20 protein-coding genes and 1 pseudogene are annotated in these 20,239 nt (G+C 59.5%); 4 read left to right on the forward strand and 17 right to left on the reverse strand.

Annotated elements, in window-relative coordinates; all coding sequences use genetic code 11:
* Positions 1–73: 73 nt before the first annotated feature.
* Both BT119_RS03510 and BT119_RS03515 read left to right on the forward strand, forming a co-directional pair.
* On the forward strand, positions 74–592 hold the full coding sequence (locus BT119_RS03510) for a chalcone isomerase family protein (RefSeq protein WP_032609375.1): 519 nt from the start codon (positions 74–76) through the stop codon (positions 590–592).
* Positions 593–609: 17 nt separating this feature from the next.
* The gene (locus BT119_RS03515; protein WP_003367296.1) at positions 610–1,143 is read left to right on the forward strand and encodes a DUF3833 domain-containing protein; all 534 of its coding nucleotides are present in this window, start codon (positions 610–612) and stop codon (positions 1,141–1,143) included.
* Positions 1,144–1,182: 39 nt separating this feature from the next.
* Here BT119_RS03515 and moaA read toward each other — a convergent pair whose 3' ends face one another.
* From moaA to BT119_RS03560, 9 genes are all read right to left on the reverse strand, one after another.
* Positions 1,183–2,181, reverse strand: coding sequence for a GTP 3',8-cyclase MoaA (gene moaA / locus BT119_RS03520; protein WP_003317890.1), 999 nt, complete (start codon positions 2,179–2,181; stop codon positions 1,183–1,185).
* 265 nt (positions 2,182–2,446) lie between these two features.
* Entirely contained in the window at positions 2,447–3,793 is a 1,347-nt protein-coding gene (locus BT119_RS03525) for a cation:proton antiporter (RefSeq protein WP_003367298.1), read from the reverse strand.
* A 149-nt stretch (positions 3,794–3,942) separates the two neighbouring features.
* Positions 3,943–4,995: an ABC transporter substrate-binding protein gene (locus BT119_RS03530; protein WP_003367301.1), complete on the reverse strand. Its 1,053-nt coding sequence runs from the start codon at positions 4,993–4,995 to the stop codon at positions 3,943–3,945.
* Positions 4,992–6,176 (reverse strand): NAD(P)/FAD-dependent oxidoreductase, encoded by a 1,185-nt coding sequence (locus tag BT119_RS03535; RefSeq protein ID WP_072364802.1) that lies wholly within the window; start codon positions 6,174–6,176, stop codon positions 4,992–4,994. The genes BT119_RS03530 and BT119_RS03535 overlap by 4 nt, the downstream gene beginning before the upstream one ends.
* Positions 6,173–7,564, reverse strand: coding sequence for an FAD/NAD(P)-dependent oxidoreductase (locus BT119_RS03540; protein WP_072364804.1), 1,392 nt, complete (start codon positions 7,562–7,564; stop codon positions 6,173–6,175). Before BT119_RS03540 ends, BT119_RS03535 begins: the two co-directional genes overlap by 4 nt.
* Positions 7,561–7,851: a (2Fe-2S)-binding protein gene (locus tag BT119_RS03545; protein WP_003432864.1), complete on the reverse strand. Its 291-nt coding sequence runs from the start codon at positions 7,849–7,851 to the stop codon at positions 7,561–7,563. The genes BT119_RS03540 and BT119_RS03545 overlap by 4 nt, the downstream gene beginning before the upstream one ends.
* A 17-nt stretch (positions 7,852–7,868) precedes the next feature.
* On the reverse strand, positions 7,869–8,663 hold the full coding sequence (locus tag BT119_RS03550) for an ABC transporter permease (RefSeq protein ID WP_072364806.1): 795 nt from the start codon (positions 8,661–8,663) through the stop codon (positions 7,869–7,871).
* Between the two features lie 3 nt (positions 8,664–8,666).
* A complete protein-coding gene (locus tag BT119_RS03555) occupies positions 8,667–9,539 on the reverse strand; it encodes an ABC transporter permease (RefSeq protein WP_003317898.1) in 873 nt (290 codons plus the stop codon).
* Positions 9,536–10,564: an ABC transporter ATP-binding protein gene (locus BT119_RS03560; RefSeq protein WP_072364808.1), complete on the reverse strand. Its 1,029-nt coding sequence runs from the start codon at positions 10,562–10,564 to the stop codon at positions 9,536–9,538. The genes BT119_RS03555 and BT119_RS03560 overlap by 4 nt, the downstream gene beginning before the upstream one ends.
* Positions 10,565–10,805: 241 nt before the next feature.
* On the opposite strand from BT119_RS03560, the gene BT119_RS03565 reads away from it, so the two are divergent.
* On the forward strand, positions 10,806–11,645 hold the full coding sequence (locus tag BT119_RS03565) for an IclR family transcriptional regulator (protein ID WP_003432861.1): 840 nt from the start codon (positions 10,806–10,808) through the stop codon (positions 11,643–11,645).
* Positions 11,646–11,690: 45 nt separating this feature from the next.
* Here BT119_RS03565 and BT119_RS03570 read toward each other — a convergent pair whose 3' ends face one another.
* The 5 genes from BT119_RS03570 to BT119_RS03590 all read right to left on the reverse strand — a co-directional run bounded on the left by BT119_RS03570 (position 11,691) and on the right by BT119_RS03590 (position 14,590).
* Complete coding sequence (locus BT119_RS03570) at positions 11,691–12,653, reverse strand: class I SAM-dependent methyltransferase (protein ID WP_003367316.1); 963 nt, start codon at positions 12,651–12,653, stop codon at positions 11,691–11,693.
* 65 nt (positions 12,654–12,718) lie between these two features.
* Entirely contained in the window at positions 12,719–13,423 is a 705-nt protein-coding gene (locus BT119_RS03575; protein ID WP_032609373.1) for a YoaK family protein, read from the reverse strand.
* Positions 13,424–13,473: 50 nt separating this feature from the next.
* Positions 13,474–13,701: a hypothetical protein gene (locus BT119_RS03580; RefSeq protein ID WP_003317903.1), complete on the reverse strand. Its 228-nt coding sequence runs from the start codon at positions 13,699–13,701 to the stop codon at positions 13,474–13,476.
* Positions 13,702–13,829: 128 nt separating this feature from the next.
* A complete protein-coding gene (locus tag BT119_RS03585; protein WP_003367319.1) occupies positions 13,830–14,171 on the reverse strand; it encodes an FKBP-type peptidyl-prolyl cis-trans isomerase in 342 nt (113 codons plus the stop codon).
* 137 nt (positions 14,172–14,308) lie between these two features.
* Complete coding sequence (locus BT119_RS03590) at positions 14,309–14,590, reverse strand: hypothetical protein (protein ID WP_002553776.1); 282 nt, start codon at positions 14,588–14,590, stop codon at positions 14,309–14,311.
* A 648-nt stretch (positions 14,591–15,238) separates the two neighbouring features.
* Here BT119_RS03590 and BT119_RS03595 point away from each other — a divergent pair.
* Complete coding sequence (locus BT119_RS03595) at positions 15,239–16,807, forward strand: TerC family protein (RefSeq protein ID WP_003367323.1); 1,569 nt, start codon at positions 15,239–15,241, stop codon at positions 16,805–16,807.
* 70 nt (positions 16,808–16,877) lie between these two features.
* On the opposite strand, the gene BT119_RS03600 is transcribed toward BT119_RS03595, so the two are convergent.
* From BT119_RS03600 to BT119_RS03610, 3 genes and pseudogenes are all read right to left on the reverse strand, one after another.
* The gene (locus BT119_RS03600; RefSeq protein ID WP_072364810.1) at positions 16,878–17,453 is read right to left on the reverse strand and encodes a GNAT family N-acetyltransferase; all 576 of its coding nucleotides are present in this window, start codon (positions 17,451–17,453) and stop codon (positions 16,878–16,880) included.
* Between the two features lie 57 nt (positions 17,454–17,510).
* Positions 17,511–18,194, reverse strand: coding sequence for a permease (locus BT119_RS03605; protein ID WP_072364812.1), 684 nt, complete (start codon positions 18,192–18,194; stop codon positions 17,511–17,513).
* Positions 18,191–20,239: pseudogene (locus BT119_RS03610) on the reverse strand (hypothetical protein); the annotation flags it as partial. The gene BT119_RS03605 and the pseudogene BT119_RS03610, both read right to left, overlap by 4 nt.

Below are 20,239 nucleotides of genomic sequence, written 5' to 3' on the forward strand. Positions count from 1 at the left end.
CTGACTCTTCTCACTCGCTGCCTGTGGTGACTGTCACGGCAGTGCCTGCACATGACATAAACAGAGGTTGCCGATGCGTGCGCCACGATGGTTATGGTTGGTGATGTTGCTCAGCGCTGGCGCTTCGGCGGATTGGCGTGAGGCATTGCCCAATGCTCAGGTCGTCGGTGGCGGTGACCTCAGTCTGTTCGGTTTTCGCATCTATACGGCCAGGTTGCTCAGCCCCGCCAAGCCTTTCGTCGCGGATGCACCGCTGGCCCTTGAGCTGACTTACCACCGAGCCATTGATCGTGAAGACCTCGTCGATGCCAGTATCGATGAGATCAAGCGTATTTCCGGTGCGAAGGTGAACGAACAGCAACTGACTGAATGGCGCCAGCAGATGAACCAGTCATTTGTCGACGTCCAGCCGGGCATGAAGATTACCGGTGTGTACCTGCCTGGCCGCGAAGCGCGGTTTTATGTTGGCGACAAGCTCCAGCATGTGGTGCCCGACAGCCAGTTCGCCAAGGCTTTCTTTTCCATCTGGCTTGACCCGAAAACCCGTAACCCGGAGCTTCGCGAGCAGTTGCTCGGCAGTACCGGCTCATGACCCATCAAGGAGGGCGCATGCTGAGAAAGTGGATGTTGATGTTGTGTGCAGGGCTTGTACTGAGCGGCTGCGGCGGTGTGCCGGTAACCCGTTACAGTCAGGAAGAGCCCAAGCTCGATCTGCGACAGTACTTCACCGGGCGTGTCGAGGCCTGGGGAATGTTTCAAAAGCGCTCCGGTGAAGTCACCAAGCGCTTTACCGTGGTGATCGACGGGCACAGTGAAGGCGAAGTGCTGGTCATGCACGAGGCCTTCAGCTACAGCGATGGCACCAAACAGGTCCGGGAGTGGCGCTTGCGTCCCGATGGTCCGGGGCGCTGGAAGGGCACGGCAGGTGACGTGGTTGGCGAGGCCTATGGCGAAGTGTCAGGCAACAGCTTCCACTGGAACTATGTGCTCAGGTTGCCGGTGGATGGCACCGAGTATGACGTGAGCCTGGATGACTGGATGTACCTGATCGACAAGCAGACCATGGCCAATCGTTCGTCGATGACCAAGCTGGGTGTCGAAGTCGGGCAGATCACCTTGTTCTTTCGCAAGGCCGGTAAATAAATAACGCCTCATACGAGGCGTCATCCTTCAGGGCGGCTGTCAGCCGCCCGTCATATTCATGAAGCGCACCACCTGCACGCCATCGTCGTGGGTGAAGTTGTGGCTCCACGGCTTGAGCTGCATGGCGTCGATGATGGCTTTTTCCAGCTTTTCCGGCTGGCCGGGATTGGCGCGCAATACCGCCTTCAAATCCACGGAATGCTCGTTGCCCAGGCACAGCAGCAAGCGACCTTCGACGGTCATGCGCACGCGATTGCAGGTGCCGCAGAAGTTGTGGCTGTGCGGCGAGATGAAGCCGATGCGAATGCCCGGTGCCTCGGCCAGGCGCCAGTAGCGCGATGGCCCTTGAGTCGAGTCAGTGGAAGGCACCAGGGTGTAACGTTCGGCAATGCGTTCGCGCACCTGATCGCTGGAGTAGAAGGATTCGGCGCGGCTGTGTTCGCTGATGATGCCCAGCGGCATTTCTTCGATAAACGAAACGTCCAGGTTGCGATCGATGGCGAACGCCAGCAGGTCGTTGATCTCATCATCGTTGCGACCATGCATCACCACGCAGTTGAGCTTGGTGTGCACAAAACCGGCGGCGTTGGCGGCATCGATGCCGGCAATCACCTTGTGCAGATCGCCTGTGCGGGTCAGCTCGCGGAAACGCTGTGGATCGAGGCTGTCCAGGCTGATGTTCAGGCGCGTGACGCCGGCCTTGAACAGCGGGGCAGCCAGTTTGTCCAGCTGCGAACCGTTGGTGGTCATGCACAATTCACGCAGGCCGGGCAGGGCGGCGATCTTCTCGCAAAGCCCGACCACACCTGCGCGTACCAGCGGTTCACCACCGGTCAGACGAATCTTGCGCGTGCCCAGTGCCACGAAGCGCTCGGCCACCTGGAGGATCTCCTCCAGCGACAGAATCTGTTGCCGAGGCAGAAACGTCATCTCTTCGGCCATGCAGTACACGCAGCGAAAATCGCAGCGGTCGGTGACCGACATGCGCAGATAATCGACCTTACGTGCAAAGCGGTCCATCAGGACGGGTTCTGACATTTCACCTTCTAAATAATCGAGTGGGCTGTATTACCGGGTTTGGAGGCCAGTGCGTGACAAGGGTTCAGCCAATTTGTAATGCGCCAATTTCACACCTGATCGCAGGCTGGCAAAGTGCCTTGTGCGTATAAACATAGTAGCCGCACGCATTGCGGTTTGCACTGGCCGGATGACGCCACGCTAACCGAGTCGAAATGCCGCAGTCCAATTGCTTGTTCCAATACGCTCATCGACACGCTCTATGGCGCTTTGCCTTGATGACTGATCAATCAGGCCTGGCGGCGGAACTGCGCTCGTAACGCTCCAGCAAAGGCTGGATACTGATGCCGTGTACCAGAATGCTCAGGGCGACGACCGAGAGGGTCATGCCAACGACGACGTGGCCGACATCGTGTGCCAGACCATGCGACAAGGCAAAACACAGGTAATAAAGACTGCCGATCCCACGAATACCGAACCAGCCAACCAGTGCTTTTTGTCGGACATTGAGCAGGCGACGACTCACCAGCAACCAGACGCTGGCAGGACGAATCACGCAGAACAGCGCGATACCCAGGCCAATGGCTCGCCAGTCCCAGTACATCGCCAGCGCCGCGCCCAGCAGGGTGATCAGCAGGACTTCCATGGCGCGCTCCACCAGACTACCGAACGCCAACATATCGCCCATCATCACGCCGGCAGCCAGTTGCGAGTCGCTCATGTCGTCGACCTGCGCGACCGTGCCCTGCTCAAGGGAGGACGTCATATGCCCGAGGACCGGCTGCGCGACATGCTCGGACGGCAGCTCTGACCGCGTGACACGTACCTCAGCCTGACGCAGCCCGAATCCGGCGGCAAATACCGAAAGAAAGCCAAAGGCACCCACGCTTTGCGCAACGACATAAGCCAGGGCGATCAGTGCCAGCGCCAGAAAGTCATTGGGCGAGGTGGTGCTGTCGGCGTTCTTGATGCGCAGAAAGATCATCAGATGGCCGACCCCACGGCCCATCCCGTAACCAATCAACAGACCGGCCGGCACCGCCCAGATCAAATCCTTGATCAGCCATCCCTGGACCCAGTCGCCCATCGCGCCCCCTGAACTCAGGTACAGCAAGGCAAAAATCACGAATGGAAACGCGGTTCCGTCGTTGAGGCCCGCTTCGCCGGACAGGCCGAAGCGCAGGCGGTCCTGATCCCGGGCATTATTGACCTGGACCATCCCGGCCAGTACCGGGTCCGTCGGCGACAGCATCGCGCCGAGCAACAAAGACACGCCCCAGTCCAGGCCAATGATGTAGTGCCCCGCGACCGTCACGCCAGCGATGGTCGCCAGCATCACCGGCCCGGCCAGCCAATAGGCTGAATGCCAGGCTTTGCCGCGCAAGGGCAGGCGCAACTTGATGCCCGTACCGAACAGCGAAAACAGCACCGCCACTTCGGTCAGGCGTTCCAGCCACTCGTAGGATTTCTCGAAATCCAGATCGACGATATCCAGGCCCATCGGGCCGATGCCGAAGCCGAATCCCAGGCACACGGCCGATGTGGTCACTGGCATCCAGCGCAGATAAGAGGAAGTGAGCGCCAATAGCATCAACAGCACGCCAAGCACGCCCATGCAGACAATAAAACTCATAGAGAAAGAACCACCGTCAAAATGCGCCCGAAGCAGAGGGCGTAACGGTGGGACTCCCGTGCACGGTAATAAGTTGAAATAATTTGCCGGATGGCAATCAGCATGCGTCTTTTACGCACGGCGATGCCTTTCGGCGTCGCCGTGGACCTCTAGCGCTCGATGCTGCGGCTCCAGCGTGCGTTCCACTCGGGACGGATCTGATTGACCTGATCCCAGTCGATGGTCACCGCCGTTTCCAGGTACTTCTCCATGGCCTCGACCTGACTGCGTGTCTTGTCAGTGGTCGGGGTTTTCGGGTTCGACGGGATCTGGTCACCGAACTCCAGCGCAGGCGCCTGTGCTTCTGGTGTCAGCAGGTAGGCCGCCAGCTTCTGGGCCAGCTCCGGCTGGTTGTTATTGGCTATCGCACATTCAGCCACGTTCAACACCACGCCGCCTTCCTTGGGCGATGCATATTCCACCGGTACACCCTTGATCTTCAGCGCGGTGACCTGGGTGGGTGTCAGCGGGAACAGGGCGGCTTCGTCGGTCTGCACCATTTCCGAGATCTTGGCCGAGCTGGCGATGTATTCCAGTACGTTCGGGCCGATGGTCTTCGGCCAGGCCTTGAAGCCGGGTTCGACGTCTTTCTCGCTGCCGCCCTGGATACGGTTGAACATCAGAAAGCCATGCAGGCCGAAGGTCGAGGAGGCCAGTGACTGGAACACCACCTTGTCCTTGAAACGTTTATCGGCCAGGTCCATCCACGAGGTGGGCGCGCTCCAGCCCTGCTCCTTGAACATCCGTGTGTTGTAGGCCAGGCCGGTCACGCCCAGGCTGACGGCTGCTGCCTGTTCCTTGATTTTGGCCTTGGCAGGCAGGTCGGCCAGACTGGCGCTGGGCTGCAGCGTGTCGCACAGGCCCATGGAAATAGCCCGATACATGATGCCGTCGTCGAGAAAGATGACGTGCATCTGCGGGTTGTCCTTACTCGCCTGAACCTTGGCGAGGATGTCGGCCGATGTGCCAGGCACGATCACCACCTTGACGTTGTTGGCCTTCTCGAAAGCCGGCAGCACCTGATCGGCATAAAGGCGCTCCATGGTCCCACCGTTCATGCCCAGGTACAGCGTGGTTTCGGCCATGACAGGCGTGGACAGAAGTGCGGCGGCCAGCGGCAGGCAGGACAGCCCGGTGAGGGCGAGACGTTTGGTACTTTTCATAGGGACGACCTTCCTCTGTGCAATGGGATGACGTTCGTAACAAGTTCGATGGCAGGGGTTTGCAGGGCGATTTGCTGAAAGCGGCCGATGGAAAACGCATCGAGCGAAATCCGTGAGGCACCTTCGCAGACCCATTCGGCCAGCGCTTCACCCGCTGCCGGACCGATCTGAAAGCCCGCCCCGGCAAAGCCGAAGCCGTGCAGCAGACCTGGATGGGTCAGGCTTGGGCCCAGCACCGGTTCACGGTCCGGCAGATAGCCTTCGGTGCCGCTCCAGGTGCGAATGGCCTGAGCGCCGGCGAGTGGCGGGTAGAGTTCGACGGCGTTGCGCAGGATATCCAGCACCGCCGCCTGTCCCGGTCTGGTGCGTGCCGGGTCGAGGGCAAAGCCTTGTCCGCCGCCCAGAACGCAATTGCCGCGAGCCACTTGCCGGGCATAAATGCCGCCGCCTTCGACACCGGTGCTAACGTCCATAAACATCGGCAGCGGTTCTGTCACCAGCATTGCCGGGTGCCCTGAATACATCGGCACCGGTTCGTTGAATTGTGCTGCCAGCGCTGCGGCCCACGCCCCGGCGCAGTTGAGCAGCCAAGTGGCGCGCAGTGTCAGACCGCTGGCGGTGGTGACGACGAACACGTTGCCGTCGTGGCTGACTTCACTGACCGGCGCCTGCTCGAACACCTGTGCGCCTGCCCGACGAGCAGCGCGGGCGAAGGCCGGCGATACCAGACGTGGATTAGCGTGTCCGTCGTCGGCGCACAGCGATGCACCGACAGCGACATCGCCAGCCCAGGGATAACGCGCGCGCAGCTGATCGCGATCAAGCAGTTGCAAATCCAGGCCGAATCCCTGGCTGGCTTCGGCGTACGCGCGCAAGGCATTCATGTCCTGTTCGCTGCGCGCCAGTTTGAGGTGGCCCGAGCGCTGGTACTCGCCGTCGATGCCGATCAGCTCACGCAGGTTGCCCCATATCTGATGCGCCCTTTGCGACAAGGGCAACTGCGACAACGGACGGCCCTGACGCCGCACGCCGCCGTAATTGACCCCGCTGGAGTGCGATCCGCAAAAATCGCGTTCCAGCAAGGCGACCCGCTTGCCCTTCAGGGCCAGCGTCAAGGCTGCCGAGGCGCCGACAATGCCGCCGCCGATGACAATCGCATCGGTTTCAATCAGTGTGCTCATGGTTGCGTCTCCACCGATTGCTTTTCCACGGGTAGCATCCCCAGACCAAAGGGCAGCGGCTTGATCGGTGCCTGACCGCGCAGGCGGCCGACGTGCTCGACGGACCGGCCGCTCTCGCGGGCGATGATTTCGGCCGCTGCCAGACCACACATCCGGCCCTGACAGCGCCCCATACCGACCCGGCACATGGCCTTGACCCGGTTGATCTCCCAATGGCCATCCTGCACGGCACTGCGAATCTCGCCTGCAGAGACTTCTTCACAGCGGCACACCAGCGTGTCATCCGCCACGTTGGCGGCCCAGTCCTCAGGGAACGGAAACGCGGTTTCCAGCCCGTGGCGGAAGCGTTCGATGCGTCGCAAGGCAGTTTTAAGCGTGTCGATACGTGAGGTATCTGCGACCACGCCGATGTCTTTCAGCAGCCCGAGCGCGGCCAGTTCTCCGGCCATTTCCGCAGCGTCGGCGCCCATGATTCCCGCACCGTCGCCCGCCAGATAGATGCCTGACACGCTGCTGCGTCCACAGTCGTCGCGGGTTGGCAGCCACGCCCGGTTGAGCGCGCTCCAGGCGAATTCACAGCCCAGCAGGTCTGCCAGTTGCGTCTCGCTGCGCAGCGCATGGGCAAAAGCGACCGCGTCACAAGCCAGGTGGCCCGACTTACCGTTGCGTTGCCATTGAATGCCGTCTACGCGTTTTTCCCCGTCGATGTGTGTGAGCTGCGCACCTTGATGCACGGGAATGCCGTGTGCACTCAGCCACGCCCGGTAATACATGCCTTTGGCCAGCGTTGCCGGTTGGCCCAGCAGCGCCGGCAATGCTTTGCATTGCGCCGAAAACGGCGCGCTGTCGAGCACCGCCAGCACCTTCGCGCCAGCCTTGGCGTACTGGTAAGCGACCAGATACAGCAACGGGCCGCTGCCACAAAACACCACGCGCTGGCCAATCGCACAGCCCTGGTATTTGAGCGCGATCTGCGCTGCGCCAAGGCTATACACGCCGGGCAGGGTCCAGCCGGGCACCGGCAGAATTCGGTCAGTGGCACCGGTGGCGACGATCAGGTGGCTGAAATCAACAGTGGCGGCGGTACCGTTTTGCAGGGTATCGAGTTGGTGATTTTCGGCGTTCCAGACCAGCGTCTGCGGCCGATAGTCGATCTGTGCGGCCAGCGTGTCGAGCGCGTCGTGCACCGCGACCGCCTTGGCGCTTTCAAAGCCGTAGAGCGCCTTGGCCGAGCGCTGGAAGTTGTCCGGCTGGCGACGGTAGATCTGGCCGCCGCCGCGCAGCCCTTCATCGATCAGGCAGGCCTTGATGCCGTGGGCCAGTAGCGTCTGGGCGGCGCGAATACCGGCCGGTCCTGCGCCGACAATGGCAATTGTCTGATCGCTCATACGCAGCGCCCCGGTTCACGAATCACCGCCTGACCGGCCTCCAGCAGCGTCGAACAGGCACGCACGCGCTGACCGTCACCCAGCCTCACCCAGCAGTCCTGACAGGCGCCCATCATGCAGAAACCGGCGCGAGGTTCGGCGCTGAAGTCACTGCCGCGCAAGTGTTCGCTGGCGGTCAGTACCGCGGTCAGCAAGGTATCGCCCAACAGACCGCTGGCCGGCTGGCCGTCAAGGGTGAAGGACAGAACCGGGCGATCATGTTCGGTCAGTCGTTTCAGCAATGCCATAACGTGAAAGCTCCGGATTAGTGTTTGCCGACCAGCACGCGATCCAGCCCGTAGACCCGGTCGAGCAGGATCATGGTGGCGGCGGTGAGGGCGATGACCAGTGCCGATACGGCGGCCATCATCGGGTCGATGGATTCGGTGGCGTAGACATACATGCGCACCGGCAGGGTCTGCGTCGCGGGCGATGTAACGAAGATCGACAGCGTGACTTCATCGAAACTGTTGATGAACGCCAGTAACCAGCCGCCTGCCACGCCGGGCAGAATCATTGGCAGGGTGATCTGCCGAAACAGCGTGAAACGGTCGGCCCCCAGAGACTCGGCGGCGTGCTCGGCGCTGCGGTCGATGCCGATTGCCGCCGCCAGTACCAGGCGCAGTACGTAAGGCGTGATGACCAGCACATGGGCGAAGATCAGCCAGGTGAAGCTGCCGTTCACACCCATCAGCGCAAACAGGCGCAGCATCGCCACCCCCAGTACCAAATGAGGAATGATGATCGGCGAGAGAAACAGGGCGTTGAAAAAATTGCGACCGGGAAATGTATGACGCGTGATTGCCAGTGCGGCAGGTACCGCGATCAGCGTGGCCAGCGTCGCCGATACGAACGCCAGGATCAGGCTGTTGTAGAACGAATCGATAAAGTCGGCGCGCTCGAAGACGGCCTTGAACCAGCGCAGCGAGAAATGGGTGGTGGGCAGGCTCAGGGTGTTTTCCGGGGTGAACGCCACCAGGCACACCACCATCAGCGGGGCCATCATGAAGATCACCACCAGCGCATGAAACGAGAGAGCCAACGGACCGTTCTTGGACATGGATCATTCCCCCAGAGTTTTTTTGTAACGGCCTTCGATCATGCGGTTCCAGGACAGCATGACCAGCAGGTTGACCAACAGCAGCGCCACGGCAAGGGTCGCGCCCATCGGCCAGTTCAACTCCGAGAGGTACTGGTCGTAGATCACCGTGGCGACCATCTTCAGACGTCGTCCGCCGAGCAGGCCGGGAATGGCGAACGAACTGGCGGCCAGGCCGAACACGATCAGCGAGCCGGACAGCACGCCGGGCATGACCTGCGGCAGCACGATCAGGCGCATGACTTTCGCCTGGCTGGCGCCCAGCGACAGCGCGGCCTGCTCGGCGGTGGGGTCGAGCTTCTGCAGCGAGGTCCAGACCGGAATGATCATGAACGGCAACATGACGTGGACCAACGCAATGACCACGGCAAACGGGGTGTACAGCAGTTTCACCGGGCGACCGCCCATGAACTGGATGACCTGATTGATCAAACCGTCCGCGCCCAGCAGCAGGCTCCAGCCGAACGCCCGGACCACCACCGAGATCAGCAGCGGCGTGAGAATCAGGATCAGGAAGATCGAGCGCCACGGCGTGCCCATGCGGCTGAGAATGTAGGCTTCGGGGACGCCGATCAGCACGCACAGCAGGGTGACCAGCGCGCTGATCCAGAAGGTGCGCAGGAAGATTTCATAGAAATACGAGTCGGTGACCACGGCCATATAGTTGGCCAGCGTGTAGCTGTCGCTTTTCACCCCGACCTGATAGTCGAACACGTTGAACGACAGCACCAGAGTCAGCCCCAGCGGCAACACCAGCAAGCCGATATAAAGAGCCAGTGCCGGAGCCGACAGCCAATAGCCGCGACCGCCCTGACGCATTTCGCTCAGCAGGCTCATGCGCGCACCTCGTCGGCATCCAGCACGCGCAGCAACTCGGTGGGCCAGTCCATGTCGACCGCCGCGCCTTGTTCCAGCGGCGCTTGGCCATCGTTACGGCGTACAACCGTCACTTCGCCAATGCTGGTCTGGATGCGATACAGCCACTGGCTGCCAAGAAAATAACGGGTGACGATGTGCCCGGACAGTCGTCCGCAGCCAGGTGCTACAAGATCGATCTTCTCGGGACGCAGACTGAGGGTCAGGCTGCCATCGCCGGGCACCTGACGAATCTGCGGGATGCCGCTGCTGTCCAGATCTCCCTGCAACATGTTGGCCTTGCCGACGAAACCCGAGATGAAGCGTGTACGCGGGTGTTCGTAGAGCTTGTAAGGCTCGTCGATCTGGGTGATGCGACCGGCCTGCATCACCACCACCCGATCGCTGATCGACAGGGCTTCGGCCTGATCATGGGTGACCATCAGCGTGGTAATGCCGACTTCGTTCTGAATGCGGCGGATTTCGAACTGCATCTCTTCGCGCAGGTTGGCATCCAGGTTGGACAGCGGCTCGTCGAGCAGCAGTACTGGCGGCTCGATTACCAGTGCGCGGGCCAATGCGACCCGCTGGCGCTGCCCACCGGACAACTCGCGCGGATAGCGCTCGGCATGCTGACCGAGGCGCACCAGCTCCAGCACCCGTTTGACACGCGGGTGCAACTCGGCGGCAGGCACCTTGCGCATACGCAGGCCAAACGCAACGTTGTCAGCCACGGTCATGTGCGGAAACAGCGCATAGCTTTGGAACACTACGCCAAGGCCCCGGCTGCTGGGTTTGGCGTGAGTGATGTCGCGCCCGTCGAGCACAATGCGTCCGTCACTGACTTCGACGAAGCCGGCGATCATTTGCAGGGTGGTGGTTTTGCCGCAGCCGGAAGGGCCGAGCAGAGAAACGAATTCGCCCTTGTCGACGGCCAGGTTGGTGGCAACGACCGCGTCAATGGAGCCGTAGCGTTTGGAGAGACCTTCGAGCTGCAGAAATGCCATGCCTGCTTCCACCTTTGTGCATGCGCGCCGAAGCACGCGTTTGTCATGGGCAGATGCGAAATGAAGTCATGCAGTTCTGTGGACGTTGGTGCTCGCTCTGAGTCGGCTACCGATGATTGTTCAAATCGCCCCGGTGGACTGAGAGTAGGGCGAAGGCTAGGATGGGCTCAACAAGGAATTTCACTGAATAACATCTTTCTTTGAATTAATTCTTTTGGTGGAAATATAAAGAGATATTGTCATGGATAATTCCACTGATCGGAATATTACGAAAGCTGAAGTCGGTGTGGGAGCTGTTTCCCGTCTGTTCGCTGTACTGCGCTGCCTGGGCGAGTGTGATGAAGGCGGCGAGCGGGTCACGCAACTCGCCCAGCGTGTCGGGCTGTCGCAACCCACCACGCACCGCTTGCTGCGCAGCCTGATGGATGAGGGCATGGTCGAGCAGGATCTGCTCAGCAAACGTTACCGGTTGAGCATTGAGTTCTTCGCCTTGGCCGCCAAGGCGGGTAATACCGGCAACCTGCGTGACGTGGTGCGCCCCAGCCTGTTGCGCCTGTCTGCGTCACTGGGTGACTCGCTGTTTCTGCTGGCACGCAGCGGTTTCGATGCGATCTGCCTGGACCGCAGCGAAGGCCCGTACCCGATCCGCACGTTCACCGGCGACATCGGCGGTCGTGTTGCCTTGGGCGTGGGGCAGGGCAGTCTGGCGATTCTCGCGTTTCTGCCCGAGGACGAGCGGGAAACGGTCATTGCCTACAACCTGCCACGGCTCAAGGATTTTCACCTGTACGACGAGGTGTTTCTGCGTTCGGAGGTGGAAAACGTGCGGCGTCTGGGCTACGCCGGGCGAAACACCGGCGCGTTACCGGGCATGGCCGGGCTGGCAGTGCCGATCCTGGACCGCAACGGTCGTGCAGTGGCTGCGCTCAGTGTGGCGACCATCTCCGACCGGCTGGGGCCCGATCGCCTGATGACCGTAGTTGAATTGCTCAAGCGTGAAGCCACGGCCATCAGCGCCAGAATCAACCCGTTCGACCCGTCGCTGCGGCGGCCCAGCCAGGTGTTTGGGCAGGTTGAATAGGCTGCATGCCTGTTCAGCTCCGAAGCGGCCGTCGGTCTTCGCTCGTTACGCCCATCCGCTGCGACTCAGGCCTTCTGCCTTGAACACCAGCGCCTTCAAGCCGCCCTCAACGCGAGCGTCGGGGAACTCCGGCGGGTTTTCCAGGCGCTGTTCGAAGCGCAGGCAGGGCGCTTCGATTGCGGTGTGCTGAATCAGAAAGTCCGGTCCCAGTGCGGGATCGTTCATGCACGCCAGCACCGAACCGTCCTCGTCCAGCAACTCCGGCAATCGACGCAGGACACGCTGGTAGTCCTTGTCGAGCATGAAACTGCCTTTCTGGAAGGACGGCGGGTCAATGATGATCAGGTCATAAGGGCCGCAACGGGTGACCTTGGCCCAGGACTTGAACAGGTCATGGCCCAGAAAGGTCACGCGGCTGAGGTCCTGATCATTGAGGCGATGATTCTCGCGGCCGCGATTCAATGCAGCGCGGGCCATGTCCAGATTCACGACGTGGTCGGCACCCCCGGCCAGGGCGGCGACCGAGAAGCCGCAGGTGTAGGCGAACAGATTGAGGATGCGCTTGCCCTTGGCCTGAGCCTGCACCCATTCACGACCGTAGCGCATGTCCAGAAACAGGCCGCTGTTCTGCTTTTTGCCGAAATCGACTTTGTAGCGCAGGCCGTTTTCGGTGATCACCCATTCATCCACGACCTCGCCGGTCAGCCATTGCGTGGTGCTCTGTGGCAGATAGCGGTGTTGCAGCAGCAAGGTGTGAGCCTGACTCTGCTGCCACTGGGGCGTGTCGATCAACGCGTGCAACAGCTGCATCAATGCTGCCAGCTCGGATTCAAGAGGCTCCTTGAACACCGAGACCAGCACCACGCCCTGCATCCAGTCGACGGTGATGTGCTCCAGCCCCGGCCACACACGGCCCCGGCCATGAAACAGGCGGCGGGTTTCATTCGGGACGTTGTTCAACGCGTCGATCAGGTGCTGTTGCAGAATCGCGAGTGCTTCAGGGGTCATGGCGCAGATCGGTCAGGAAAAGCGGCGTATGGTAAACGTATTTCAGCAGATGGGCATCGCAGGGTTCAGCGTGGCATGTATTGACGTTGCCAGCGGTGCGGGATTTTCAGCGAAACCAGCCCCAGCAACGCCGACAGGCTGCCGCTGATCAACAGAGCGTTGAGCCCCAGACGATGCTCGAGTAGCGCGCCTATCACGGCCCCGATGAACATGCCGACCCAGGGGACCAGTTGCACGCGCCAGCCGTCCCGGCGTTCCCCCAGCATCCAGCGACCCAGGCCACGACCGAAGCGCGACAGCGCGCCGGTCACGTAAGTCAGGCCGACCGGCAGCCCGTTGACCTGCTCGACGGCGGCGTTGAGCATGCCCATTGCCAGAATCGCCCAGATCAGTGCGAGCATGTTGCTTTCCAGCGGCCATGCGGCAGCCGCACACAGCAGCGTAGCGATGCCCAGCAGCAAGGGCAGGGCACGTCGCCCGCCAAGGCGCGCAACCACCACGCCCAGCGCGTTGCCGGCAATGAAGGCAAGGATTGCGAGGGTCAGACGCACCGTCACGCTCAGGTCGCCATCACTGATTGCGACTGCAAGCCGGGTGGTGTTGCCGCTCATGAACGAAACGAAATCGCCGGTGGCCATGAAGCCGATGGCATCGGTCATGCCGGCCAGAACCGACAGGCTAGCGACCAGGCCCATGCCGACCCGGCCACGCCATTTCTGCATGTTCAGGTGCCTGGGGCTGACGCTGGAAGTGGCGGGCTGTGGCAGCATCGAAGGCCCTCTGGAGCGAAGAAAGCGCGTCTGAACTCGGGTGCAGCGATTTACAGCGGCTTGGCGCGCACGATCCGCTTGGCCTTGACCTCATCAGCATACGCTTTGAGCTGATCGGCATCGCTGTAAAGACGGTTGACCATCTGCAGCACTGCGGTGACATCCACATCGTTCATTTGTGAGGCGAGTTTGAGAATTTCTTCCGCCGTGTTTTCCAGATTGGTTGCTGTCCCTTTCAGGTGTCGCTTCAGCTCCTGAGTCGACTTATTGAGCGCCATACGTGTTCCTGTGCCAAGACCTTGAATTCCATACCCGGAGCATGGCTTTTTCTGCGATAACAAGCAATCAGGCGTGTGCCCGTGCGTCAGGGTATCGGCCGATGCAGGCTGATCTGCAAGCAGGCTGCTCAATCGTCGCGGGTCAGCACTTCCAGCAGTTCTATTTCGAATGTCAGGTCGGCACCGGGCTTGATGTATGCGCCCATGCTTCTGTCGCCGTAGGCCAGGTGGGCGGGGACGAATAATCTACGCTTGCCGCCGACCTTCATGCCCATCAGGCCCTGGTCCCAGCCCTTGATGACGCGCCCGGTACCGATCACGCATTGGAACGGCTTGCCACGCTCGTGGGAGGAATCGAACACCGTGCCATCTTCCAGGGTTCCGGTGTAATGCGTGGTGATCAGCGCACCCTTTACCGCTGCCTTGCCCTCGCCGGGGTGCAGATCGGTAATCTGTAATTCTTTGCTCATTGCCATGCTTCCGGTTGCAGCGCGCTCTGTGATTGGCGCGAGCGGGCTTTCTCGCAGAAAAGCCGCTTCCTGACAAGCCGGTCAAACAAAAACGGGGGAAGCTTTTGCTTCCCCCGTTTGGTCGAACCCAGTAACTGTCAGAGATTCTGCGAGCTGACCACCATGGCCTGCGCGATGTTCTCTTTCTGCTCTTGAGTGAAGCCGTCCCAGATATTGGTCTTGGCGTAGTAACCCAGGCCAGCCAGGCAATAAAGGCTGAGGGTCAGAACGATGACGATCGAAACAAACGTCCAGCGGCCTTCGTCATCGTTTTCGCGTGTGAAGCTGCGCGAATAGTTGTCCTCTGCGCTGCGGAAGAACAGCGCGGACGACAGACGCTTGAGCCACTGAAACAAATGAACAACAACGATGCGCAGCATGGGTAAATCACCTCAAAGGTTAAGAAAACGGGTTGCCGGGATGCCGTCGAGGGCATCGAATGCAAAAGCTGAAAACGAAAAAAGCCCGTCTATGACGGGCTTTCTTTTTATGATTCTGTTCAGGCGAGCAGTGAAGGGCGACGTTGAATAAGGATCGCGGGAAGCACTGCGTATGCCTGACGTTATGGAAACATTTTAAAACAAATGGATTGGCGCATCTACCCGCGCCATTCTGTTGTCAGACAACTGGTAGTGCCTTGAGGTGTGACAAAACGTCGCCCCATGCTCATTTACTGCTCGGCAAGCAGCATGCTCGTTGGTCAAGTCTTGTAATACTTTCCCAACGTACGAAACATCTATGGGTATTGTACGATCAGCGCCCGTATTGATTTTCAGGACTGTATGAATACCCTCCAGGAGCCTCCGAGTTGTCCTCCTTCCATCGCGTATGGCTGGCCGGTGATCTCACTGTTACCGAGCAGGCCGCTTCATTCGAACGTCTCTCCACTTAACCTCTTGCACTGCATGGATTCCGGCAGACCTTCGCGTTCTGACGCTGCAACGCCATGCCTGACGTTCAGCGATGGCGTCTGGTCTACAGTGACCCATACCCACCCCTGCCATTTTTATCGTGAGGCTGCATAAACCATGGAATGGATCGCTGATCCCACGGCATGGCTTGGCCTGCTGACCCTTATCGTGCTGGAACTGGTGCTGGGCATCGACAACCTGGTGTTCATCGCCATCCTGGCCGACAAACTGCCCCCTGAACAACGCGACAAGGCGCGCGTCATTGGCCTGTCGCTGGCGTTGATCATGCGCCTTGGCCTGCTGGCGAGCATCTCGTGGATGGTGACGCTGACCGAGCCGTTATTCGAGGTGTTCGGCAAGACGTTCTCCGGTCGCGACCTGATCATGCTGTTTGGTGGTGTATTCCTGCTGTTCAAGGCCACCATGGAACTGCACGAGCGCCTGGAAGGGCATGTCGCCCAGCGCGCCGGTAATGCGGGCTATGCGTTGTTCTGGCCTATCGTTGCGCAGATCGTCGTACTGGACGCCGTGTTCTCGCTGGATGCGGTGATTACCGCCGTCGGCATGGTCGAACACCTGTCGGTGATGATGATCGCGGTGATCTTCTCCATCGGCCTGATGATGATTGCCAGCAAGCCGCTGACCAAATTCGTCAACAGCCGCCCGACGGTGATCATGCTGTGTCTGGGCTTCCTGATGATGATCGGTTTCAGCCTGACCGCCGAAGGCCTGGGTTTCCATATTCCCAAGGGCTATCTGTATGCGGCCATCGGCTTCTCGATCCTCATCGAGGTGTTCAACCAGATCGCCCGCAAGCGCAGCAAGAAGTCGGCCCATGGTCACCTGCCGCGCCGCGAGCGTGCGGCTCATGCGGTGATGCGCCTGTTGGGCGGTCGCAAGCTGGAGTCTGGTGACGTCGATGAGGAAATCACCGACATGCTGGATGGTGAAAGCAGCGAGCCGGTGTTTGACCGTCGTGAGCGGGTGATGATCAGCGGCGTACTGCAGCTGGCAGAGCGGCCGATTCGCACGGTGATGACGCCGAGGGCCGAAGTCGACTGTATCGACCTGAACGACAGCGCCGAGAAGATTCGTCTGAAACTGATGCACTCGTCCTACTCGCGTCTGCCGCTGATTGGCGAGCGCGGTATCGATGAGCCGCTGGGCTTCGTGCACAAGAAAGAGCTGTTCAAGGAGTTGTTGTCCGGCAACGAGCCCGACTTGAAACTGATGTCGCGCAAGGCCATCAACCTGCTGGAAAGCTTCACCATCCTCAATGCCCTGGAGCAGATGCGCAAGGAATCGACGCACATCGCCTTTGTGGTCAACGAGTTTGGTGACTTCATCGGCGTGTTGAGCATGACCGACATTCTCGAGTCCATCGCTGGTCAGTTGCCCGACGCCAGCGAAGTGGAAGGTCCGGACATCGTCGAGCAGGGCGAGGACTTCGTGGTATCGGGAGCCTTGAACCTGAGCCTGATTCGCGAGCGCACTGGCTTCCAGGCCAAGGCGACCGAGGATTATCAGACCCTGGCCGGACTGGTCATGAGCCTGCTGGATCGCCTGCCGTCTACCGGCGACAGCCTCAGCTGGCAGGGCTGGAACCTGCACGTCGTCGGCGTGGAAGAGCGTCGAGTGACTCGGGTGTTGCTGCAGAAACAGCCCGATATGGGTTCTGGCAAATAAGCACCGAGCTGTAATACAAGACGGGGCCTGCTCATGCTGAGCAGGCCCCGTTTTCATGTGTGCGTCGCGCTTATTTTCGACGCGGACGCGACACCACGGATTCGATATTCTTGCGGCCAATCAACTTGGGCTGCGCAGGCTCTTTAGCCACCGGCTCATCAGCCAGCCACTTGAACATCACCAGACAATCCACCAGGCCCAATCGGGCATGACGATAAGCCTTGGGCAACCGCCCGACCGTCTCGAAACCCAGCTTGCTCCACAACCCGACCGCCACCTCATTGCTGGCGACCACCGAATTGAACTGCATCGCCAGGAACCCGCTGTTGCGCGCCAGTTGCTGCGAATGCTCGCACATCAACCGCGCCACACCACGACCCCGCGCCGCGTCCGTCACCATATAGCCACAGTTGCAGACATGATTGCCCGGACCTGCCGCGTTAGCCTTCAGGTAGTAGCTGCCCAACAGTTGGCCATCTTCCTCGGCAATCAACGTGTGCAAGGGCGCCTTCATCCACAGATCGCGGGCCTGCTCCTGAGTGAGGGCAGGGTCGTAGGCGTAGGTTTCCTGAGCGATGACGACAGCCTGAAAAGTGGGCCAGAAGCGCTCGAAATCTTCCGGTGTCATGGGGCGGATCTGGATCATGGTGAGGCCTTGGTGGGTAGGGCTTGAAATTCCGGCGTGTACGTTAGCGTGGGTGTGCTACCACTTCCAGGCTTTTTCGGTGAACTCGGCCGTGGACGGGAGCACGGTGTGCAGAAAATTCAGGTACTTGTTGAACAGTAGCTCGTGCTGGAATCGGGCTTCGAAGCCGAGTGTGATGTCAGTGCGGTGCGTGATGATCATCAAGCGTTTGCGGTCGACAGTGACGAAGTTGTACTCGCCCCATGGCAGGCTTTTTTCGTGGTGGATGGGGTTTTCCCAGTTGAGTAGCTTGATGGCTGCGATGAATGCCATGGCCACGGGGCCGATCAGGAAGAGCAGTGAGCCGGTTAGGATGGCTACCATGACGAACAACAGGATGACGGCTATGGCGATGCCTTTGAAAAAGGAGGAGGCGAAGTCGGGGTAGTGGAGGTAGTACTCAAGGTGGGCTCTGTCGGTTTTGATGGTGTAGTTGTAGATGGTTTTTTGGCGGATGAGTAGGCATAGGTAATAAGCAAGAATTCCGGCAAGCGCGAGTATCGTGCCCACTAATGAGTAGAGACTGTCTGAAAACATTATCCAGCCTCCCCACATGTAAAGTGTACTTCCTGTCATGTAGACTGCAATGAATATGGACTGAGTCATCTTCATTTCTCTAGGCGATCTAGCAAATGTTTTGATCTTCCAGTTCAGAACGTCTTTACTTTTCGGCAGATACAAGGCTTTTTCTTGTTGATTCATACAGGTGTACCCTCTGCTACTTCCAGAGTCAGTGTGCCAATCCTGCTTGATGCCTTCACTTCAAGCTCCACAGCAGCCAAACCATCGATAGTAGTATCGCCTCTTGTGCCAAGCTCCATTTGAAACAGATAGCTTCTATCGTCCTCGCCAGGATTGATCAGATTGGCCGGGTACCAGATTTGCAGCTCAAGATATGTTGCGTCCTTGTGGAGCGGCACCCACGTTTCCCAGATGAGGTCTTCATTTTCAGGTGGCATGAGTGGATAGGTGAAATCTTCACTCGCCTTTCCAGCTGGCTTGTTGGTAAGCGTCCCGAACTGTTCGGCCTTCCTGAATTGCCCGCTGTCCAGAAATGTTTGATGCAGCGGGTCGTCTATTTTTTCTACAGGTAGCACTCCCCATGGTCGCTTGCTGCTGACGATGTTGAAGTGCACGGACTCCCCGCGTACCAGCTTTGGCAAGCGTACTTGCACTCCAGCGCCATTTTGTACCGCTACGCTGTAGTAATCGCCTTTGCCAAGATAACGATTCTCATAATGCACGGTGCTTTTAACATGAATCTGTGGAGACAATTGAATTTCCATCAATGCGCGTACTTCTTCACTCTCGCCTTTGGCAGTCTCGGGGTAGCGATAGTCCAGGGTTCTCGACCAACAGCACTTGCGTAGCCACCAGCCCACACTGTCTTGCTTGAAATAACTCAAAGCCAGCGTAGTAAAAAGATATATAGATCCTATTACGAGCAGCGCCACACTGAACCATGGACTCATCGCAACAACTGTAAAGGTGCTTGCAGGGGACAATCCTGTCATCAATTGAAAAGTTGAGCCTACTCCCATTGCGAATATAGAAATGCCCTTTACAATAATTGCGTTTTTTTCCTCTGATGTTTTCGCTGCGTAAAAATCATTTGTAACATCAAATAGTTCAAGCGTAACCGCCGCCAGCCCAAACCCACCCATAGCCACCATCGAAACCCTGAACCCACGTATCGCATCACTCCACGCCGCATTTCCCTTCGCCCTCCAATAACCCGCAGAGCGATCCAGAATCCCGACATTCTTGCCATCGATCAGCACCGGCGTCGCATCCCTGATAATTGCCCACGGCGCTTCAACAAACACCGCCATCAACAAGTTAAAGCTATACCCCAACCCATACGTCACCTTGCCGATGTCCTTGGCGCTGAAGTCTCCATCCCGAGTAAGGTCGCGATAAGTGAAGGCGGTGTTGATGAAGTTGAGCATGATCACGCTCCAGGTGATCGAGCCGGCAATCCCTCCCAGCCCATCGAGCCAGCGTTTGGCGGTCGCCAGCCAGTCTTTGGCGATGGCTTTGCCGGACTGGAAGTGCAGGCGAATCTCATCCTGCAACTGCCTGGCGTACTCGTTGTTCTGAAAGTCGAGCAGGGCGGGCATGCTCAGTTCGTGCAGGCGAAGCTTTTGCTCGAGCGTGCGCAGGTGGCTGGCGATGCTTTTGCGGGGGTTGTAAGCGGTTGGGTAGAGCCAGCTGCGACGGGTGTCGCTGATCTGTTTGTTGAGCACCTGCCACTCACTGATCCAGGTTTTCAGCTTCGCGAGCATGTTGTGATCGATCGCAATACGCGCCTTCGAATCGAGCAGGATCTGGCCGATCAACAGCGTGCGTATCAGTGCAACGATGTTCTGCTGCTTGCCCACCGCCAGGCGGCTGTCGATGGGCACCCAGGCCAGCAGAATGCTTTCGAACGTCGCCTTGCCTGCGCTGCTGGCCAGTTGGCCGAGAGCTTTGAAGGTGTCCTGAACGGGTTGTTTCAGCGCCTTCATCCACGGCTTGTCGGCAAAGCCCTGGTGATTGAGCGTGCCGTTGAGTTCGCCGATGCGGGTGGCCAGGTTGGTCACGTCGCCAAGGCCGTTCAGCAGCGCGTTGGCCTCCTGATGCAGCGCGTGTTTGAGCGCCGGCGAGAAGCCGTAGCGCAAGGTGCCAAACAGGCTGCTGTCGTTGGCTTCCTGCTCGGCAAGCCAGGTGCTGGCGGCGTTGTCCTGAGCGTAGATGATCTGCAGGTT

Origin of the sequence: Pseudomonas sp. NFACC10-1 (assembly GCF_900119195.1) — a bacterium.
GTDB lineage: Bacteria > Pseudomonadota > Gammaproteobacteria > Pseudomonadales > Pseudomonadaceae > Aquipseudomonas > Aquipseudomonas cerasi.

Coding starts and splice junctions, on each gene's coding strand:
- BT119_RS03510 (WP_032609375.1), top strand. CDS start 74: ATGCGTGCGCCACGATGGTTATGGTTGGTGATGTTGCTCAGCGCTGGC.
- BT119_RS03515 (WP_003367296.1), top strand. CDS start 610: ATGCTGAGAAAGTGGATGTTGATGTTGTGTGCAGGGCTTGTACTGAGC.
- moaA (WP_003317890.1), bottom strand. CDS start 2,181: ATGTCAGAACCCGTCCTGATGGACCGCTTTGCACGTAAGGTCGATTAT.
- BT119_RS03525 (WP_003367298.1), bottom strand. CDS start 3,793: ATGAGTTTTATTGTCTGCATGGGCGTGCTTGGCGTGCTGTTGATGCTA.
- BT119_RS03530 (WP_003367301.1), bottom strand. CDS start 4,995: ATGAAAAGTACCAAACGTCTCGCCCTCACCGGGCTGTCCTGCCTGCCG.
- BT119_RS03535 (WP_072364802.1), bottom strand. CDS start 6,176: ATGAGCACACTGATTGAAACCGATGCGATTGTCATCGGCGGCGGCATT.
- BT119_RS03540 (WP_072364804.1), bottom strand. CDS start 7,564: ATGAGCGATCAGACAATTGCCATTGTCGGCGCAGGACCGGCCGGTATT.
- BT119_RS03545 (WP_003432864.1), bottom strand. CDS start 7,851: ATGGCATTGCTGAAACGACTGACCGAACATGATCGCCCGGTTCTGTCC.
- BT119_RS03550 (WP_072364806.1), bottom strand. CDS start 8,663: ATGTCCAAGAACGGTCCGTTGGCTCTCTCGTTTCATGCGCTGGTGGTG.
- BT119_RS03555 (WP_003317898.1), bottom strand. CDS start 9,539: ATGAGCCTGCTGAGCGAAATGCGTCAGGGCGGTCGCGGCTATTGGCTG.
- BT119_RS03560 (WP_072364808.1), bottom strand. CDS start 10,564: ATGGCATTTCTGCAGCTCGAAGGTCTCTCCAAACGCTACGGCTCCATT.
- BT119_RS03565 (WP_003432861.1), top strand. CDS start 10,806: ATGGATAATTCCACTGATCGGAATATTACGAAAGCTGAAGTCGGTGTG.
- BT119_RS03570 (WP_003367316.1), bottom strand. CDS start 12,653: ATGACCCCTGAAGCACTCGCGATTCTGCAACAGCACCTGATCGACGCG.
- BT119_RS03575 (WP_032609373.1), bottom strand. CDS start 13,423: ATGCTGCCACAGCCCGCCACTTCCAGCGTCAGCCCCAGGCACCTGAAC.
- BT119_RS03580 (WP_003317903.1), bottom strand. CDS start 13,701: ATGGCGCTCAATAAGTCGACTCAGGAGCTGAAGCGACACCTGAAAGGG.
- BT119_RS03585 (WP_003367319.1), bottom strand. CDS start 14,171: ATGAGCAAAGAATTACAGATTACCGATCTGCACCCCGGCGAGGGCAAG.
- BT119_RS03590 (WP_002553776.1), bottom strand. CDS start 14,590: ATGCTGCGCATCGTTGTTGTTCATTTGTTTCAGTGGCTCAAGCGTCTG.
- BT119_RS03595 (WP_003367323.1), top strand. CDS start 15,239: ATGGAATGGATCGCTGATCCCACGGCATGGCTTGGCCTGCTGACCCTT.
- BT119_RS03600 (WP_072364810.1), bottom strand. CDS start 17,453: ATGATCCAGATCCGCCCCATGACACCGGAAGATTTCGAGCGCTTCTGG.
- BT119_RS03605 (WP_072364812.1), bottom strand. CDS start 18,194: ATGAATCAACAAGAAAAAGCCTTGTATCTGCCGAAAAGTAAAGACGTT.